The sequence below is a fragment of the Salegentibacter sp. BLCTC genome, from assembly GCF_015143665.1.
Classification (GTDB): domain Bacteria; phylum Bacteroidota; class Bacteroidia; order Flavobacteriales; family Flavobacteriaceae; genus Salegentibacter; species Salegentibacter maritimus.
Genome location: NZ_WYEW01000003.1, coordinates 155,709 through 171,315 on the forward strand (window position 1 = coordinate 155,709; position 15,607 = coordinate 171,315).

General features: G+C 36.7%; 15 protein-coding genes. 9 read left to right on the forward strand and 6 right to left on the reverse strand.

The window, feature by feature from the left end; all coding sequences use genetic code 11:
* Positions 1–49: 49 nt before the first annotated feature.
* The 3 genes from GUB10_RS03990 to GUB10_RS04000 are packed head-to-tail and all read left to right on the forward strand — an operon-like array spanning position 50 to position 2,653.
* Positions 50–784, forward strand: a complete 735-nt coding sequence (locus tag GUB10_RS03990) for a polyprenol monophosphomannose synthase (protein WP_193710153.1) — start codon at positions 50–52, stop codon at positions 782–784.
* Complete coding sequence (locus tag GUB10_RS03995) at positions 781–2,124, forward strand: dihydroorotase (RefSeq protein ID WP_193710154.1); 1,344 nt, start codon at positions 781–783, stop codon at positions 2,122–2,124. Before GUB10_RS03990 ends, GUB10_RS03995 begins: the two co-directional genes overlap by 4 nt.
* 1 nt (position 2,125) lies before the next feature.
* A complete protein-coding gene (locus GUB10_RS04000; RefSeq protein ID WP_193710155.1) occupies positions 2,126–2,653 on the forward strand; it encodes a DUF4296 domain-containing protein in 528 nt (175 codons plus the stop codon).
* Here GUB10_RS04000 and GUB10_RS04005 read toward each other — a convergent pair.
* Positions 2,643–3,662 carry an NAD-dependent epimerase/dehydratase family protein gene (locus GUB10_RS04005; RefSeq protein ID WP_193710156.1) on the reverse strand — a complete coding sequence of 340 codons (1,020 nt, stop codon included), beginning with the start codon at positions 3,660–3,662 and terminating at the stop codon, positions 2,643–2,645. The genes GUB10_RS04000 and GUB10_RS04005 overlap by 11 nt on opposite strands.
* A 175-nt stretch (positions 3,663–3,837) precedes the next feature.
* Here GUB10_RS04005 and tyrS point away from each other — a divergent pair, with 175 nt between their 5' ends.
* A complete protein-coding gene (gene tyrS, locus GUB10_RS04010; RefSeq protein WP_193710157.1) occupies positions 3,838–5,133 on the forward strand; it encodes a tyrosine--tRNA ligase in 1,296 nt (431 codons plus the stop codon).
* A 226-nt stretch (positions 5,134–5,359) separates the two neighbouring features.
* On the opposite strand, the gene GUB10_RS04015 is transcribed toward tyrS, so the two are convergent.
* The 4 genes from GUB10_RS04015 to GUB10_RS04030 all read right to left on the reverse strand — a co-directional run bounded on the left by GUB10_RS04015 (position 5,360) and on the right by GUB10_RS04030 (position 10,956).
* Entirely contained in the window at positions 5,360–6,337 is a 978-nt protein-coding gene (locus GUB10_RS04015) for an acyl transferase (RefSeq protein WP_193710158.1), read from the reverse strand.
* A 209-nt stretch (positions 6,338–6,546) separates the two neighbouring features.
* Entirely contained in the window at positions 6,547–6,891 is a 345-nt protein-coding gene (locus GUB10_RS04020; protein WP_193710159.1) for a T9SS type A sorting domain-containing protein, read from the reverse strand.
* Between the two features lie 164 nt (positions 6,892–7,055).
* Positions 7,056–8,096, reverse strand: a complete 1,041-nt coding sequence (locus GUB10_RS04025; RefSeq protein WP_193710160.1) for a hypothetical protein — start codon at positions 8,094–8,096, stop codon at positions 7,056–7,058.
* Between the two features lie 58 nt (positions 8,097–8,154).
* On the reverse strand, positions 8,155–10,956 hold the full coding sequence (locus tag GUB10_RS04030; RefSeq protein ID WP_193710161.1) for a TonB-dependent receptor: 2,802 nt from the start codon (positions 10,954–10,956) through the stop codon (positions 8,155–8,157).
* A gap of 175 nt (positions 10,957–11,131) precedes the next feature.
* On the opposite strand from GUB10_RS04030, the gene GUB10_RS04035 reads away from it, so the two are divergent.
* Both GUB10_RS04035 and GUB10_RS04040 read left to right on the forward strand, forming a co-directional pair.
* Positions 11,132–11,815, forward strand: a complete 684-nt coding sequence (locus tag GUB10_RS04035) for a response regulator transcription factor (RefSeq protein WP_193710162.1) — start codon at positions 11,132–11,134, stop codon at positions 11,813–11,815.
* Positions 11,815–12,900, forward strand: a complete 1,086-nt coding sequence (locus GUB10_RS04040) for a cell wall metabolism sensor histidine kinase WalK (protein ID WP_193710163.1) — start codon at positions 11,815–11,817, stop codon at positions 12,898–12,900. Before GUB10_RS04035 ends, GUB10_RS04040 begins: the two co-directional genes overlap by 1 nt.
* Here the strand turns inward: GUB10_RS04040 and GUB10_RS04045 are convergent.
* Positions 12,832–13,890, reverse strand: a complete 1,059-nt coding sequence (locus GUB10_RS04045; protein ID WP_193710164.1) for a glycosyltransferase — start codon at positions 13,888–13,890, stop codon at positions 12,832–12,834. The two genes, GUB10_RS04040 and GUB10_RS04045, sit on opposite strands and share 69 nt — an antisense overlap.
* Before the next feature lie 68 nt (positions 13,891–13,958).
* Here GUB10_RS04045 and trmB point away from each other — a divergent pair, with 68 nt between their 5' ends.
* Genes trmB through GUB10_RS04060 form a run of 3 tightly spaced genes read left to right on the forward strand, consistent with a single transcriptional unit; the run spans position 13,959 to position 15,596 of the window.
* Positions 13,959–14,633, forward strand: coding sequence for a tRNA (guanosine(46)-N7)-methyltransferase TrmB (gene trmB / locus GUB10_RS04050; protein ID WP_193710165.1), 675 nt, complete (start codon positions 13,959–13,961; stop codon positions 14,631–14,633).
* 7 nt (positions 14,634–14,640) lie between these two features.
* Positions 14,641–15,264, forward strand: a complete 624-nt coding sequence (locus GUB10_RS04055; RefSeq protein ID WP_193710166.1) for a LysE family translocator — start codon at positions 14,641–14,643, stop codon at positions 15,262–15,264.
* 2 nt (positions 15,265–15,266) lie between these two features.
* Positions 15,267–15,596 (forward strand): MGMT family protein, encoded by a 330-nt coding sequence (locus tag GUB10_RS04060; RefSeq protein ID WP_193710167.1) that lies wholly within the window; start codon positions 15,267–15,269, stop codon positions 15,594–15,596.
* Positions 15,597–15,607 lie beyond the last annotated feature (11 nt).

Sequence of the window (15,607 nt, forward strand, 5' to 3'; positions counted from 1 at the left end):
AAGGGAAACGAAGATTTAAAATGCCTACATTTGTGCAAAAACTGGTAAGATGGTAAAGGGGATAGTTATTATACCCACCTATAATGAGATTGAAAACATTGAGCGCCTGGTTAGAAATGTGTTTTCGCAGCAGAAAGAATTTCATATTTTGGTGGTAGACGATAACTCTCCAGATGGCACCGCAACCAGGGTTAGAACATTGCAAGCCGAGTTTCACGATAGTCTTTTTCTTGAAGAGAGAGTAGGGAAACTTGGTTTGGGAACTGCTTACATTCACGGTTTTAAATGGGCCTTACAACGGGATTATGAATATGTTTTTGAGATGGATGCCGATTTTTCCCATAACCCAAACGACCTGGTAAGATTGTTTAATACCTGTAAAAGGAATGATGCCGATGTGGCTATAGGTTCCCGCTATGTTACCGGTGTAAACGTAATTAACTGGCCTATGAGCAGGGTTTTATTATCCTGGTTGGCGTCTAAATATGTAAGATTTATTACCGGTATGGATATTCATGATACCACGGCCGGTTTTATTTGTTATAAACGGAAAGTGCTCGAAACTATAGACCTGGATAGTATACAGTTTGTGGGCTATGCGTTTCAGATAGAAATGAAGTTTAAAGCATATTTGTTAAAATATAAATTAGAGGAAGTTCCTGTGATATTTACCGATAGAACACAAGGAACCTCGAAAATGAGTGGCTCTATAATTTCCGAAGCTATTTTTGGTGTAATAATAATGAAGATAAAAAGTCTTTTTAAGCAGATTAAATTGAAATGAAGAAGGTCTTAATAAAAAATGCGAAGATTGTAAATGAGGGTAAAATAATTGAAGCCGATGTTTTTATTGAAGGCGGAATTATTGTAGAAATTTCAGAAAGTATTAGTGCTAAATCCCCAGATGTACAAATCTTTGATGCCGAAGGTACGCATTTACTACCCGGAGTAATAGACGATCAGGTGCATTTTAGAGAACCGGGACTTACCCATAAAGAAAACATAGAAATGGGTTCGAAGGCAGCAGTGGCCGGGGGAATTACCTCTTTTATAGAAATGCCCAATACGCTTCCACAAACAACTACCATCGAAAAACTTGAAGAAAAGTTTAAACTGGCTGAAGCTAAATCTTATGCTAACTATTCTTTTATGTTTGGTGGAACCAACGATAACCTGGAAGAGATTCTAAAGGTAGATCCTAAAACTACAGCGGCTCTAAAATTGTTTTTAGGTTCTTCTACAGGTAATATGTTGGTAGATAATGAAAAAGTCTTGGAGCAAATTTTTTCAAAATCCCCTTTGCTTATCGCTGTTCATTGCGAAGATGAAGAAACCATACAAAATAACCTTCAGGAATATATAGAACGTTATGGAGATGATATTCCAATTGAAGAACATCCTAATATTAGAAGTGCCGAGGCGTGTTATAAATCTTCTTCCCGAGCTGTGGCGCTTGCCAAGAAAACAGGAGCCAGATTACACGTGTTTCATGTTTCTACAGAAAAAGAATTAAGTTTATTTAGCAATAAACAAAAGCTAAAAGACAAGAAAATAACTGCAGAGGTTTGTATTCATCATCTTTGGTTTAATGATTCAGATTATAAGAAAAAAGGAACCTTAATAAAATGGAATCCTGCTGTAAAGACTAAACAAGATCAGGAAGCTTTGATGAAAGCTTTAAATAACGATTTGTTGGATGTGGTGGCTACAGATCACGCACCACATACCAAAGAAGAAAAGAAAAATGTATATACCAAAGCCCCAAGCGGTGGCCCATTAGTGCAGCACTCACTTGCAGCAATGTTACAATTCTATCACCAGGAAAAAATTTCTTTAGAGAAAATTGTTGAAAAAATGTGCCATAATCCGGCAATCTTGTTTCAAATAAAAGATCGCGGATTTATTAGGGAAGGTTATAAAGCCGATTTAGTCCTGGTAGATCTTAATGCACCCTGGTCGGTTCAGGCAGATAATATTCAGTATAAGTGTGGCTGGTCTCCTTTTGAGGGCGTGACTTTTAAATCTAGGGTAACTCATACCTTTGTAAATGGAAATTTAGTATATAGAAATTTCAAGCATCAGGCTTTTGCTCCGGTAGCAGAGCGTTTGCAGTTTGATAGATAATATGTTGAAGAAAATTATTTTACTGCTATGTGTTGTTGCGACATTTGTCGCCTGCCAGAATATTGAAAAATCTGAAAAACCGGAAAACCTTATCCCTGAAGATAAAATGGTGGATATTATTACAGAAATTTCCCTGTTGCAATCTGCAAGGAACTTTAGTAAACGTATTTTTGAAAGTACCGGGATTCAAGGTCAGGAATATATATTCAAAAAGTATAATATAGATAGTCTTCAGTTTAAACGTAGCAACGATTATTACGCTGATAATTATGAAATTTATCAGCGTATTTATGATAGTGTAAAGCAGGGTTTTGAAAGGCTGAAAGTGAAATTAGATACTCTGCAGCTACAGGAAAAGAGGATTAAAGACTCTATTGCTACCGCGAGAAAAGATTCTTTAAAGAAAGCGGGAGATACTATAGAGCCAGATTTTGAGGGGTTGCCAGATACAATTACAAAAGAAAAAGACAGCCTTATTGAAACTAAACCGGTTGGTGATAGTCTTACTACGCCGGTGTCTAGAAATTAGGTGTTGTCTTTTTATAAAACTTAGCTGTTTCAATAATTACTTCTTTTACTGGGGTAAATTTAAAATCAATATGTTGCCTAATCTTTTGGTTGGTATAAAAACTATCCTGAAATAAAGTCTTCACCGTATTTTTTGTAATGCTTCTTTTTGCACCAAAAAAGCCGCCAATTTTCTGGAAAAACCATCCCATCCATAGCATCCATTTTTTGAGTTCTTTTTTAGGCGTAGGCTTGTTTAATGCAGTGGCGGTTAGGTCAAAAACCGTTTTAAAGCTAAGATTTTCTGAGACCAATATGTAATCTTCGGTTTTAATCTCGCTCTCCATTAGTTGTTGCATTGCATAAACTACATCCTTTACGCCAACGAAACCAGCTGTTTTGGGGAAGTGATATTTCATTCCCTTATTAATTTTTGAGAAAATTTGGCCGGTACCTTCTCTCCAAAACCCCGGTCCAATAATAATCCCGGGCTTTACAATTACGGTAGGAACACCTTCCTGGGTGCCTCGCCAAATCTCAATTTCGGCACCATACTTAGATATGGCGTAGTCGCTGTGGTCTTCTTCGGGGTTCCAAATACTTCCTTCGTTAATTTCCTTGTTTTTTAAACTTTTTCCAAGGGCAGCCACACTACTTACGTAACACAACTTCTTAATATTAAATGCGATGCAAAGATTAACTATGTTCGCAGTACCTTCAATATTAATTTTTCTAAGCTTTTTGTCATCTTTAGGATTAAAAGAAACCAGTGCTGCACAATGATAAACATAGGCTACATTCTCGAAAGCTTTATTGAGTTGAGGTATATTTGTGATATCGGCTTCAAACCATTCAATCTTTTTGAATAGGCTTGTTGCTTCTTCTATAGAAGTATAATATTTAAAAACACGCTCAACTGCTGCTAGATCGCTATTTTTTCTGTGAAGAGCCCTAATTTTTTTACCGGCTTTTAATAAATTCAACAATAAATGTGAACCTACAAGTCCGGTACCGCCTGTAACTAAAATCATGTGGTAAATATACCAAAACCACTTAGGAAAAATAAGAGTTTATAGTATCTTTACTTCTTAATCCTATTTTATTTCTCCCGGCTTTTTACTGAAGTTTAAAATTTTCGTTAATAGTGCTTTTGTGGTGCTGGCTTTAAGGGAGATACTATTATTTTTGTGCAAAATTATTAGAATTATGAATAAGAACTTTGTAGAAGAGCTTACCTGGAGAGGTATGTTGCATGATGTAATGCCTGGTACCGAAGAGCATTTAAAAGAAGCAATGCGATCTGCCTATGTTGGAATAGATCCCACTGCAGATTCTCTTCATATAGGCCATTTAGTGAGTGTTATGATGCTTAAGCATTTTCAGTTGTGTGGGCATAAACCTTATGCTTTAATTGGTGGTGCTACAGGAATGATTGGCGATCCATCTGGAAAATCTGCAGAACGAAATCTACTGGATGAAAAGACTTTGCAGCATAATCAACAGGCAATAAAAAACCAGCTTTCTAAATTTTTGGAATTTGGAAAGGATGAAGAAAATGCCGCGGTGATGGTGAATAACTACGACTGGATGAAAAACTTTAGTTTTCTTGAGTTTATTCGTGATGTAGGCAAGCATATTACTGTAAATTATATGATGGCCAAAGATTCGGTTAAGAAACGATTAACTTCTGACGCTGCCGAAGGAATGTCTTTTACCGAATTTACGTATCAAATGGTGCAGGGCTACGATTTTCTGCATTTATTCAAAGAAAAGGATTGCACGCTGCAAATGGGTGGTAGCGACCAATGGGGTAATATTACCACCGGTACAGAGATGATTAGGCGTATAGGTAATGGGAAAGGTTATGCTTTAACCTGCCCGCTGATAACCAAAGCCGATGGGACTAAATTTGGGAAAACTGAAGGTGGGAATGTTTGGCTTGATCCCAAGCGTACTTCTCCCTATAAATTCTACCAATACTGGCTAAATACCAGTGATGTTGATGCCGAAAAGTATATTAAAATATTTACTCTTTTAAATAAGGAAGAGGTTGAAAAAATTGTAAAGGAGCATAAAGAAGCCCCTCATATGCGTTTGCTGCAAAAAACTTTAGCAGAAGAAGTGACTGTTATGGTGCATTCTAGAGAAGATTATGAGAATGCTTTAAAAGCTTCTGAAGTGCTCTTTGGAAAAAGTACCGCTACCGATTTAAAATCTTTAGATGAAGCTACTTTTTTAGATGTTTTTGAAGGGGTTCCCCAGGCCGAAATTACTAAAAGCGAAATAGAAGCCGGCTTGGATATGATTGGAGCTCTAGCTGCTAAAACCAATTTTTTACAGTCTAATGGTGAAGCCAGAAGAGCCCTTAAAGAAAATTCTGTTTCTGTAAATAAAGAAAAGGTAAAAGAGGATTACACCATTACCACAAATGATCTTATTAATAATAAATATGTAATTCTTAATAAAGGAAAGAAAAATACCTATATAATTAGAGTGGTGTAGATAAATACAAAACCCCGTAAACAGGATGTTTGCGGGGCTTGCAACTAACTAACCAATCTAATATGAAAAAATTTCACTTAGTTGTAAGAATCAACGCAGTTTATTGAATTGTCATCTTACATATAGTAAGTCGATAAAACCCCTGAAAAATTACAGAGTTTAATATTTTTTAACTATAACTGCTTGATTTTTAAGTTTTTATTAGCTAATGTTTTTCTTAATTATTTTATAGGATTAAGAGGTTGCACCCTCTAATATCGCTATTATCAAACCTTCCAAGAATCTCTGTGAGGTTTTTATCTTTTTTTCTCCCTAAATCCTGTGTGGCTATAAATGAACAAGAGTTAAAATTTGCCAGATCTATTACGTTTATGCCGCCGGTTTTGTTATGTGGGAGGTAATTTAGGGCATCTTCGGGATCGCGTATAAGAAGTTTCATCCAGGCAGGAGTCTCAAAAATACCATCGCCAGTAGAGTAGGCTTGCGAAAGTAATTCTGTCATTCCATATTCACTATGAATTTTGCTTACTCCAAATCCGTTGGCAAGAACCTTGTGCAATTCTTCGCGAATCATTTCTTTACGTCTTCCCTTCATTCCACCGGTTTCCATGATTATGGTATTTTTTAGCTGAAAATCGTAGGTTTCTACCAAATCCAGCAATGCAAATGACACTCCTAACAACAAGATTTTTTTACCGTTTTTATCTAAGACTTTAAGTTGTTCTTGTAGAGCTTTAAGATTGTCAAGATAGAAGCCGCTTTCGGGGTGCTTACTGCGTTTTATTAAGCTATCGGCCATATAGATTAATGACGAACCCTGGCGTTCTAAATAAGAGGGTAGAAGTGCTAAAATTACCATTTCTTCGGGATTTCCATAAAATTCTTTAAAAGCTTTAAAAAAGCTTTCTTCGTAAACCCTTAAATCGGTAACGTAATGCTTGCTGGTAGTGTTGCCGGTAGTTCCGCTACTGGTAAAAGTAATTTCAGTTTTGGCTCGCGAAGAAACAATTTTCTTTTTTTTAAAAAATTCTATGGGTAAAAATGGAATATCTTCTACCAGAAAAACGTTTTGAGGAGTACGTTGTAGTAATAAACAAAACTCTTTATAAACAGGATTATGTTGAAACTGATAAGAAAAAACTTCAAGGCTAATCTCGTCAAAATCCTGTTGGCTAGAAATATTAAAAATTCTTTCAGCTAGCATTCTTATAGGAATTTAGAAAAGCGAAGGTAAGAAATATTGGGTAGCAGTTTGCCGTAAATAACTTTACTTGATAATCGCGGTTTATGACGGTAATTATTGTGACTTTAAAGCTTGCCTTGAAATTAAAAGTTTATTTCCAACGAATGCCTCGTGGGCTTGGCTTTAGATAGTTTACTGGTAGATTTTTTAGGAACCTATTGCAAAGCGAATTACCGCACCACCAATTTTCTGGTTGCCGTAGCTTTTTCTTCCTTAATTTTTAGAATATAGATCCCTGCGCTAAGATCGGACACATCAAGCTCTTTTCCTCTTAATTTTGTACGTTGTACAGGCTTCCCTAAAACATTATAAATCTCAATATCCTTGTCCTTGTTTTGTGAAGTGCTAATGTAGACTTTTCCGTTGGTAACCGGATTAGGATAAATAGATAGGCCTTCTATAGGAATTTCGGTTTTATTCCCCAGGCTGGTAGTATCCTGAGCATAAACTGCATTTGGAGCAGCAAACGTTAGGAAAACAGCTATTATGAAAGTATAGAAGTAGTATTGCTTCATTCTTTGTGCTAGGGGTTTGTACAAACTTACAATAAAATTTTCAAAAATCCTGCCAAGTTTATTGCTCTTTGAGTATTAATTTTTTATTAAAAAAAATGGGCTGTCTGAAAATCTTTTCAAACAGCCCATTTAAGCTAAGTTATTCTTACTAAACCTGTTTTATATTATTTTACCCAGTTAAATAAGGCAATATCTACTGTAGCATCTATTTCATATGTTGCTTCCAGGCTTGCAGTTTCTCCTTCAATTTGAATTGCAGAAAGATCGGTTCTTTCCTCTTCTGTAATATCAATAGCGGTGTCGTATCCAGAAAGTGAAAGTCCATTTATTGTGGCTCCAGACTGTGCCTTAAACTGTAATGCTACACCTCCGGTTGAAGAAACAGCAGTAAAGTTTTCTATAGTTGGATTTCCGTTTACTCCATCTGCTTCAATGGCAGTAGAGAAATTTTCTATATCATGATAAACATAGGTGTTTGTAACAGTACCGTTCCAGCCTTCTGTCCAGTCTACTGCATCATCTTCGTTGTTTTCTAAATATAGATTGGTAGCTGAAACCGAACCACCAAAGAATTCAACTCCATCATCAGAACCGTTTAAGATGGCGATGTTTTCAACAGTTGTTTCAGACCCAACTCCATAAAGAGAAAGTCCGTTGTACTGAGACTCTGAGTTAATTTGAGCTCCGGCATCGGTAAGTATAAGGTACTCTATAGAACCAGAGTTGTCTTCAGGATTACTCCCTCCATAGATAATTCCACCAACTTCGGCAGTGGCATTTACACCAGCGGTAGTTTCAGCATCACCGGCAATAACGAGTCCGCCCCAGCTTCCTCTTTCGGCACTGGATGATCTCATAACTACCGGTGCCGTAGCAGTACCCTGAATATCTATCATAGCTCCTTTTTGTACTACAATATAAACACCTGTTGCATCTTCATCGGTATCTGCAACAATTTCAGTACCGGCCGGGATGGTTAAGGTTACTCCTGCTTCTACAGAAAATATGCCGGTAAGATTATAAGTTTCACTCGCATCTAAGGTGCGATCTTCTTCCAGGCTACCTTTAAGTTCGGTTCCTTCCGGTGTTGTTGATGGATCGTCGTCATCCAGTCTTTCAAATGAATCATCAGAGCTACAGCTTGTGATGCTAAGCCCAAGTGTAAGGGCTAAAGTTGGTAAAAATCTGTTTTTAAAAATCTTCATAATTTAGGTTTTAATAAAATTGAATGGTTAAAATTTATAATTGAATGGTTATTAATTATTAAAATGAATAGTTTACTCCAAGACTTAAAATAGCGCCTCTGGTATAAGACCTTACAGTTTGTGTGGCTTCTATACCCGTTGAGCTAGGTCTAATATCCTGTACTCTTTCTATTTCAGGATTTAAAAGATTTTGCCCGCGGAATTGAAATCCCCAATGCTCGCCAAAGCTTTTGCTTACCACAAGATCCAGGGTTACAAAACCTTTTTCTATAATTTCGTCGTTATAGAATATATCGCCATCATTCTGAGCTTCAGGAGCACCAAGTGCATATATTTTATCTGAAGCGTAATTACCAACTAACGAGGCACTAAAAGGGTTCTCTGATTCGGTGGAAAAATTTAAAGAACCATTGAAAATCCAATCTGAGGCTCCCTGAAGGCCAATTTCACTTTTGTTATTGTATTTAAAAGTTCTAATAAAGGTTTCTCCGTCAAATACATCTTTAAGATCCTGCTTGTGCCACATTCTTGAAGCATTAAAAGCAATACCAAAATCCAGCCCTTCCGGGGTTTCATTATCAATTAACTCTAGTCTTGTCTCTAGTTCCAGCCCGTAAATATTAGCTTCCTCTCCTGCGTTGAAGTAAGAGAATACACCTGCAGCTCCTCTATCCTGAACTTTATTGATAGGATTAGCGATGTTTTTATAGAATCCGGTTAAGGAGATTAACTGTCCTGAAGACGGAAATAGTTCGTATTTTAAATCGAAATTTAAATTGTTGGAAGCATCAAGATTTGGATTTCCCCTTGTTACCTGCCCTGTTTGAGAAACATACTCAAAAGGGGCAATTTCTTTAAATTCAGGTAGTGTAATTGTTTTGCTTGCCGAGAACCTGATATTTGAATTCTCGGTTGGGGATAACTTGAAATTTAAACTCGGATAAATGTTATTATATGACTGATTGGAAAACTCCGGGAGGTTTGTAGGATAGTTGTTAACATCAAAGTCTACATTAAGTTTGTCCTCCTGAAAACGAGCTCCTAAGTTTACATTCCAATTGTCTTTTCCATAGTTGAAATTTACAAAGCCACCATAAGATTGTAATTCGGCATTATAAAAATCGGGGGTTAGCTTTTTAATTTTTAGGTCTCCACTTCTAAAGTTATCTATAACAAAAATGCTTGATAAATTATCTAAAGAAGTAGGATTAAAGGTGTTTGTTTTTCCTTCAATAACGCCGAAAAAACGGGAAACAAAATCTCTTTGTTTGTTTCTGTAGCTTCCGCCAAAGTCAACAAAGATATTTTTGGTGATTTCTTCATTTTCTTGCGGGTTTACAAAGGTGATTCTATCCTCGACATATGCATTTATCTCGTTGTCTTTAATTTTTTGAGAAGATTTTCTTTGTTGGTAACCGCCCGTTCTTCCCAATTGAATAAAATCTTCGCCATCGTAATTCACTTCATTTCTTATTCGGTTTGGCTCATCAGCATTAACAAGGTTATAACCTAGCCCCCAATTTAATTGGTTGTTGTCTGCTAGCTTGTGTGTACCGTGCAACTGATTAATCCATAAGCGAGTTTGCTTTATATTTTGGTCGCGTACAAACTGGTTAAGGCCTTCGCCGGGATTGGTTTCTTCAAAAACAACGCCTTCACCATTTCTACCACTTTCATAAACTTCATCGGTAAGTTTGTTTATAAAAAGGCTTGTCGCTTTAATCTCGTTATTCTCGTTAATTTCGTAAAGCACATCAAGCATTCCGGTGGTATTGTCGGTTTGAGTGAAGTTCTCTACATCGGTAAAATAATCGTAGCGGTTATTGTTTCGGTATTCGGTAAATTCACCTTCACGATATTCAAATTTGCGCGACTGTGAAGCCGTTAAGAGTACTTTTAGTTTTTCGCCAAATTTCTTTCCGGCTGTTAAAGCATATCTGCGGTTAATAGGTGCATCTGCGGTTTGCGGGTCCCAGGTTTGATTGTAAAGGCTATATTCAACAGGGATATTTTGTGTATGAAAACCAAAATAAGCGTTGTCTTGGTTTGGACTTACCTTAAAATCGCCAAACTGGCCTATCGCATTGGTGTTAACGCCTGCTCTAATTCCCAGGTCAAACTCTTCGCTTCCTACTAATTCACGGGATTCAATATCTATATTTCCCGAAGCTTGATCTGCAGAGTAAGAGGGAGAATAAGTTTTGCTTATTCCTACACTTTTAATAACTCGTGTTGGAAAAAGGCCTAAGTCTATATTTTTACGTTCCACATCGTCTGATGGGATTGGTAATCCGTTTAAAGTAGTATAAAGGTAGCGGTCACCTAAACCTCTAACAAAGATATCCCCGGAAGCCTCACTACTGGTCACCCCTGAGATTTTAGTGGTAGCAGTACCGGCATCAGAGACCCCTATTTTGGCCAATTCCTGGGCGCCAATACTCTCCTTTATTTGTATGGCACTTTTTTGTTCTAAAAGTAATGCTACTTCAGAGTCCTGTCTTGAAACCGTAGAAATAACAACTTCATCTAATGATGCTGCACTGGCTCCAAGTCCTGTGTTAACTTCGGTAACCTTTCCGGCAACAACTTCTACATTTGGAATTTCCAGTGTTTCGTAACCTATAAAGCTAAATTCTACGCTATAAGTTCCGGGTTCAATATTTTTTAAAGCATATAAACCGTCAAAATCTGAAGTGGTTCCTTTGTTTATGTCTTTAATAATTATATTGGCAAAAGGCAAAGGTTGATTCTCTGTTTCATTGTCAGATAATCTTCCGGCAATGGTACCGGTAGTTTCGTTTTGTGCTAGCATTATTGTACTTAACAAAAGCAAGCTAAAAATAGATAGATAATTCTTCATCACTGTGTTTCATTCTGTGCTGCAAATTAAAGGGTGCAGTGTAAAGCCTTTGTTAAGTTGAAATTATGTGTTTATGATTATTATGTTAGCTTAAGGTTACCAAGTGGGGTGGGCTTACAAAAGTTCAAATTTATGGTTACTTTTACCTCATATTTATCAATTCAATTAAACGAAAATGAAAAAAAAAGACATCAAAATTTTACTGGTAGACGATGAGCCGGATATTCTGGAAATTGTTGCTTACAATCTTTCTTCGGAAGGTTACCAGGTAATAACAGCAGATAATGGTGCCGATGGGGTAAAGCTTGCAAAAAAGAAAAAACCACAGCTTATTATCCTTGATGTGATGATGCCCGAAATGGATGGTATTGAAGCCTGCTCCCAAATTAGAAAATTGCCGGAGCTGGAAGATACAATTATCACCTTTCTTACCGCAAGGGGAGAGGATTATTCTCAAATGGCCGGTTTTGATGCCGGAGCAGACGATTATATAACCAAGCCTATTAAGCCAAAAGTTTTAGTGAGCAAGGTAAAAGCTTTGCTTAGGCGCTTTAAAGATGATACGACCACTTCTAATGTTGTAAAAATTAAAGACCTTATTATTAACCGAGACGAGTATAAAGTAATTAAGAGTGGTGAAGAGATAATTTTACCAAGAAAAGAATTTGAATTACTCTCATTGCTGGCCTCAAAACCGGGAAAAGTCTTTAAACGAGAAGATATCCTTGATAACGTATGGGGTGCGGAAGTTGTAGTTGGCGGACGTACAATAGACGTGCACATTAGAAAGTTGAGGGAAAAAATTGGCGACGAATGTTTTAAAACTGTAAAAGGTGTGGGCTATAAGTTTGTTGTTTAATGGCAAAAAAGTTTAAACGTTCATATAAGTTTGCGATAAAGACTTCACTCTATATTACCGTATTTTTGAGTGTAGTGTTGGCAGGCTTTGCACATTTTACCAGTGGCCTTTTACTTGGCCCTTTTTTTACTTTTATAATTATTACCTATTTTGTTTCTTTTTTTATTATCCAATATAGGGTAGAACATTTTATTTATAAGCGAATAAAAAAGATATACGATAATGTTTCACTTCTGGAATCTACTAGCCTAAGTCCTAGCCGGGTTACTACCGATATGGCTACACTTACCCGCGAAGTTGAAAAATTTACCAAAGACAAGAAGCTGGAGATAGATAGCCTTAAGGTTCGCGAAACCTATAGAAAAGAATTTATGGGTAATGTCTCGCACGAACTTAAAACTCCTTTATTTACAGTTCAGGGGTACATACTTACCTTACTTGATGGTGCCATGAAAGATAAAACGGTACGTAAAAAATATTTGCAGCGTGCAAGTAAAGGTGTAGAACGTCTTATTTATATAGTTCGGGATTTAGATATGATTACCAAACTTGAGACAGGCGACCTCCATTTAGAAAAAGAAGATTTTAATATTGTAGAAATAATTCAGGGCTCATTTGACCTTCTGGAAATGAAGGCTGCAAAAAAGAATATCACGCTTACTTTTGATATTGATTACGATAAACCTATTTGGGTTTATGGCGACAGGGATCGAATTCAGCAGATTTTAACGAATCTAATTGTAAACTCTATCAAATATGGAAAGGAGGACGGGACTACCGAAATTAGTATAGAAAACCTTATAAAAAATAAGGTGATAGTTCGGGTAACCGATAATGGTGAAGGAATTGAAGAAGAAAACCTCCCTCGTGTTTTTGAAAGGTTTTACCGTGTAGATAAAAGTGGCTCCAGAAAGGAAGGCGGTTCGGGTTTAGGGCTCTCTATAGTGAAGCATATTATTGAAGCCCACGATGAAAAAATATATGTAGAAAGTGTTTTTGGTGTGGGTAGTGAATTTTCATTTACGCTCGAAAAAAGTAAAGATATCCCGGAAATCGACACTGAAATTGAAACCCCCGAAGCCTGAAAAATATTTTGAATCCTCAAGTTTTGAAATTGTAAAATTTTCCTGTTGACAATAAGCTGCAACACCTTGTTTCATAAATTTTTTGGCTAAATACTGTTGTTCGTATTGTCCTGGGGTAGGGATAAAAAATGCTTTTTTTTCTAGTTTGGCCAAATCCATTATACTGGAGTATCCAGAACGGCAAATAATTAAATCGCTTTCCAGAATCACTTTTTGCAGGGCTTCTGAAGTTAAGTAATTTTTGATGTAGAGATTCTTATTGCTAGATAACATCTCCTTTTCGTTTATCAGTCCTCTTACCAGGATAATTTTTTTGTCAGATGCGTTAAACGAGTAAAGTAGCTTTTTTTCAAGCATTGTTCTTTGGGGTTCTGGCCCCGATAAGATTACTGCATAATTATATTTTTTTGGTAGAGGCGTATTCTTAAATCGGCTAAGCGGCCCAATATACTTCACATTTGCAGGTATTTTTTTTAAATGTCCCATCATACCGCTTAAATTGTTGCTTCCAGGTAGATCGGGAACCCAACATTCATTAAACTTTGAAATATATTTTTGGTGCATATTACTGCTTAAATAGGTGGTGCTGCCACTTAGAACATTTAGCTGATGGGTAATAAAAACAGAGTTAATTTTACTATGTCTGCAGCCAAATCGGTTGTCAGAGATTATTCCGGAAAATTTATAAGTTTCAACAAGCCTTTTAACCTCCTTTTTTTCCCTATTTATTGCTTTTAGAATTCCTGGAGTTTCCCTAAGTAATTTCCATTTAAAAGTGTGGGCAGATTTGCTATAGGAAATATTATAGGAAGGTAGTTCGAAAGCTCTAAGATTGGGGAATTCTTTTTTTAGTAATTCCAGCGCAGCCCCGTCTGAAGCGATAAAAACCTTGAAATCGTGCTCTTGCAGGGCTTTAATAATTGGGATACATCGTGTAGCATGGCCAAGTCCCCAATTTAAAACCGCTACTAAAATTCGTTTCTTCTGCATATATCAAATATATTATTAAGGGCCTGTGCGCTATTTTCTTTAGTTTTACCAAAATATTAAATTAAGGCGTGGGAAGTAAAAATAAACTAAGACGATTTAGGGAGAACGAAACATTTGAAAATGTAATACAGCCCTCCCGGGAAGAATTGGAGAAGGACCAGTTTAAATTAAAAGGAAATTGGAAAAAAGATTTCTTTAAAAACAATAATCCTATAGTGTTGGAATTGGGTTGTGGGAAAGGAGAATATACCATAGGTCTTTCTAAACAGGATTCGGGAAAGAACTTTATAGGAATAGACATTAAAGGTGCCCGTTTTTGGAGAGGGGCAAAAACTGCCCTGGAAGAAGACCTGGCAAACGTTGCTTTTCTAAGAACTCAAATAGAGTTAATAGATCGGGTTTTTGCAGAAGACGAGGTAGATGAAATTTGGATCACTTTTCCCGATCCGCAAATTAAATATAAGCGTACCAAACACCGCTTAACAAACAGCGAGTTTCTTCAAAAATATAAACATATTTTAAAAGCCGAAGGACTGGTGAACCTTAAAACCGATAGTGAATTTATGCATGGCTACACGCTTGGCTTGCTTCATGGCGAAGGTCATGAAGTTCTTTATGCGCATCACGATATCTATAAAAATGAATATTCTCCAAAAGAAGTAAGGGAGATTCAAACTTTCTACGAAAAACAGTATCTTGAGCGGGGAAAACCAATAACCTATATTCAATTTAGAATAAAATAAGTACCTTTTGGAAGAAACAAAGCTTTTTCTAATTACTTATTTTGCGGCACTACTTGGAGTCGTGCCGCCGGGTTTGGTAAATATGACCGTGGCTAAAACCTGTGTTGAAAAAGGAAAGAAAAACGGGCTTTATGTTGCATTTGGGGCTACTATTGTAGTTATTATTCAAGCTACCGTTGCTGTTTTATTGGCAAAATATATATTTAAAAATGAATTTGTCCAGAATGTTTTATTGCGTACAGGCCTGGTTGTATTTATACTCTTAAGTATTTATTTTTTTATTCAGGCAAAAAAGCGAGGGGGGATAGAACATAAATCAAGCAAGGCAAATTCCAATAGCATCTTTAAGGGAATGCTGGTGGCCGGCCTAAATATTTTTCCGGTTCCTTACTTTGTGGCCATAGCGGGGGCATTAAATATTGGGGTGGGAAGCTCTTACGATTGGTCCCGGATTGTCGCGTTTATTTTGGCCGCTTCCCTGGGCAGTTTTACTACCTTGTATGCTTATGTGCTTTCTTTTGTTAGAATTGAAAAACAGGCAGAAGCTTTTTCAAAATATTCCAACTATTTTATGACCGCACTAATGCTCATCTTAGTTATTGTTACGCTTATAAGAATTTATTACGCCTAGTTTTGGAAGAAAAAAGTTTTTTTGAAAGGGTTTACGATGTGGTGAGACAAATACCAGGCGGAAAAGTTACATCTTATGGTGCGATCGCAAAAAGTATAGGTGCGGCAAAAAGTGCGAGAATGGTGGGCTATGCTATGAATTCGGCAAAAGACCTGGACGATGTGCCTGCACACCGGGTGGTGAATAGAAATGGACTCCTTACCGGTAAAAGTCATTTTGGCGATCATAGTGCAATGCAACAAATGTTAGCTGCCGAAGGTGTTAAAGTGAAGGATAATAAAGTGCAGGATCTTGAAAAATACTTTTGGGATCCCGTGGAAGAAATAAAATAGAAATTTTGCTC

Excerpts from the sequence above, each read along its gene's own strand:
- GUB10_RS04035 (WP_193710162.1), top strand. The coding sequence starts at position 11,132 with ATGAAAAAAAAAGACATCAAAATTTTACTGGTAGACGATGAGCCGGAT.
- GUB10_RS03995 (WP_193710154.1), top strand. The coding sequence starts at position 781 with ATGAAGAAGGTCTTAATAAAAAATGCGAAGATTGTAAATGAGGGTAAA.
- tyrS (WP_193710157.1), top strand. The coding sequence starts at position 3,838 with ATGAATAAGAACTTTGTAGAAGAGCTTACCTGGAGAGGTATGTTGCAT.
- GUB10_RS03990 (WP_193710153.1), top strand. The coding sequence starts at position 50 with ATGGTAAAGGGGATAGTTATTATACCCACCTATAATGAGATTGAAAAC.
- GUB10_RS04020 (WP_193710159.1), bottom strand. The coding sequence starts at position 6,891 with ATGAAGCAATACTACTTCTATACTTTCATAATAGCTGTTTTCCTAACG.
- GUB10_RS04045 (WP_193710164.1), bottom strand. The coding sequence starts at position 13,890 with ATGCAGAAGAAACGAATTTTAGTAGCGGTTTTAAATTGGGGACTTGGC.
- GUB10_RS04030 (WP_193710161.1), bottom strand. The coding sequence starts at position 10,956 with ATGAAGAATTATCTATCTATTTTTAGCTTGCTTTTGTTAAGTACAATA.
- GUB10_RS04005 (WP_193710156.1), bottom strand. The coding sequence starts at position 3,662 with ATGATTTTAGTTACAGGCGGTACCGGACTTGTAGGTTCACATTTATTG.
- GUB10_RS04000 (WP_193710155.1), top strand. The coding sequence starts at position 2,126 with ATGTTGAAGAAAATTATTTTACTGCTATGTGTTGTTGCGACATTTGTC.
- GUB10_RS04025 (WP_193710160.1), bottom strand. The coding sequence starts at position 8,096 with ATGAAGATTTTTAAAAACAGATTTTTACCAACTTTAGCCCTTACACTT.
- GUB10_RS04040 (WP_193710163.1), top strand. The coding sequence starts at position 11,815 with ATGGCAAAAAAGTTTAAACGTTCATATAAGTTTGCGATAAAGACTTCA.
- GUB10_RS04015 (WP_193710158.1), bottom strand. The coding sequence starts at position 6,337 with ATGCTAGCTGAAAGAATTTTTAATATTTCTAGCCAACAGGATTTTGAC.